Source organism: Streptomyces sp. NPDC059853 (assembly GCF_042731495.1).
GTDB lineage: Bacteria > Actinomycetota > Actinomycetes > Streptomycetales > Streptomycetaceae > Streptomyces.
Genome location: NZ_JBHWJL010000536.1, coordinates 1 through 1,687, shown reverse-complemented (window position 1 = coordinate 1,687; position 1,687 = coordinate 1). Strand labels below are relative to the sequence as shown.

Here is a 1,687-nt window from a genome sequence, read left to right as displayed (position 1 = left end):
ACTGCTCGCGGCCCTGGAGATCGACGACGAGGTGCGGGTCACCGGCTCGGAGGACATCCCCGTCATGCACGACGACAATCTGCTGATCGTGCACCGGATCACCTGCTCCGAGGGCCGGATCTCCTGCGTCCAGTTCGACCGCAGCGACGGGGTGCTGGTCACCATCGCCAGCTGGGAGCGGCCGATCACCGACGAGCTGTACCGGCTGCTGAAGCCGCTGCCCGCGGAGATGTTCCAGCAGTAGCGGCGGCCGGCAGGACCCGGACGTCGGCGGCCCGTACGTACCCGATCCGGTGGCCGAGCTGGATCTGGTGGTACTCCTCGCCCCGGATCACCCGGTGCCGGGCGGGGTCGAAGGAGCGCGCCGCGAGGAACTCGCTGTCCGTGGTGAGCCCCAGCGCATACTCCTGATCGGCCGGGACCTCGGCGATCGGGGTCACCGGCTCGGGCGGCAGATCCTCCGGGTAGGCGGCGGCCTCGGGGTAGGCGCGGCCGTACACCGGGATGGTGTCCTGCTTTCCGGTGCCGCTGGCGCCGGTCACCCGGGCGCCGTCGGCGCGGTGCGCGGTGGGGGCGTCCGGCGGGTTGGCGAACCAGCCCTTGCGGCCCTCGAACCAGACGGCCAGCCACTCCCCGCGCTCCTCGGCGACCACGAACGTCTGCCCGGCGGCGGCCCGGGCGCCGGTGTCCCCGATGTCGAGCGAGGAGTCGCCCAGCAGCGGCGCCCCGGGATCGGGGGCGGTGCGCAGCGCGACGCCGGAGAAGTCCTCGCCGGTGCCGCCGTCGTAGGGCGGGTCGATCACCACCAGCGGGCCGTCCGGGTCGGCGCCTGCCGCGTCGGCGAAGGGCGCGCCGAGCAGCTCGAAGTAGTGCGCCCAGTCCCAGTACGGGCCCGGGTCGTTGTGCATGCCCGAGGCGTTCTCGGGCAGGGTCGGCGGCACGTTGTGGTGGCCGAGGACGTGGGCACGGTCCAGCGGGATGCTGTGCAGGTCGGCGAGATGGCGCACCAGGCGGGCCGAGGCGCGGTACATCGCCTCCGTGTACCAGGTGCCGGGCTCGGCCAGGAAGCCCTCGTGCTCGATGCCGATGGACTTGCTGTTGACGTACCAGTTCCCGGCGTGCCAGCCGATGTCCGCGGTGGGCAGGTGCTGGGCGATCAGGCCGTCCGAGGAGCGCAGCGTGTAGTGCCAGGAGAGGTAGCGCGGGTCCCGGACGAGCTCGGTCATGCTGTCGAAGTAGCCCTCGACGGTGTGCAGCACGAGGTACTCGACGCGCTGGGACGCGGGCCGGTCGGCCTTGTCGTGGTTGCCGTAGTCGGGTTCTCCGCCGGGGCCGGGGTACTCCTCGTACGCGGCGGGCTGCCGGACGCAGCTGACCTCGGCCGGGCACTCCAGCGGTGGCGCCTCCCCGTCCGCGCCGCCGCTGTCCCCGGCGGCGGGCAGGCCGAGCAGGCCGAGCTGTCCGGTGGCGGGCTCCCGGTGCGGTCCCGCGGCCAGCCGCAGGCGCTGGCCGTCGGCGGTGCGGCGGGCGGGCTCCTCGGCGAGGACGGCGAAGACCTCGTCGGCGAAGGCGGCGGCGCCCTCGGCGGTGCCCGCGCCGGAGTAACGGGCCACCGCCCCGTACCAGTCGGCCGGGTCCGCGCCGGCCGGCAGGCCGAGCGCCCGCTGCGCCTCGGCGAGCAGCGCGG

The 1,687-nt window shown here is 74.5% G+C and carries 1 protein-coding gene and 1 pseudogene; one reads left to right on the top strand and one right to left on the bottom strand.

Going from position 1 to position 1,687, the window contains the following annotated elements; all coding sequences use genetic code 11:
* Positions 1-244, top strand: a pseudogene (locus ACFV5N_RS27665) (hypothetical protein); the annotation flags it as partial.
* Here ACFV5N_RS27665 and ACFV5N_RS27660 read toward each other — a convergent pair.
* Positions 186-1,687, bottom strand: a 1,502-nt coding sequence (locus ACFV5N_RS27660) for an N-acetylmuramoyl-L-alanine amidase (RefSeq protein WP_385605235.1), incomplete at its 5' end; no start/stop codon positions are given. The pseudogene ACFV5N_RS27665 and the gene ACFV5N_RS27660 overlap by 59 nt on opposite strands.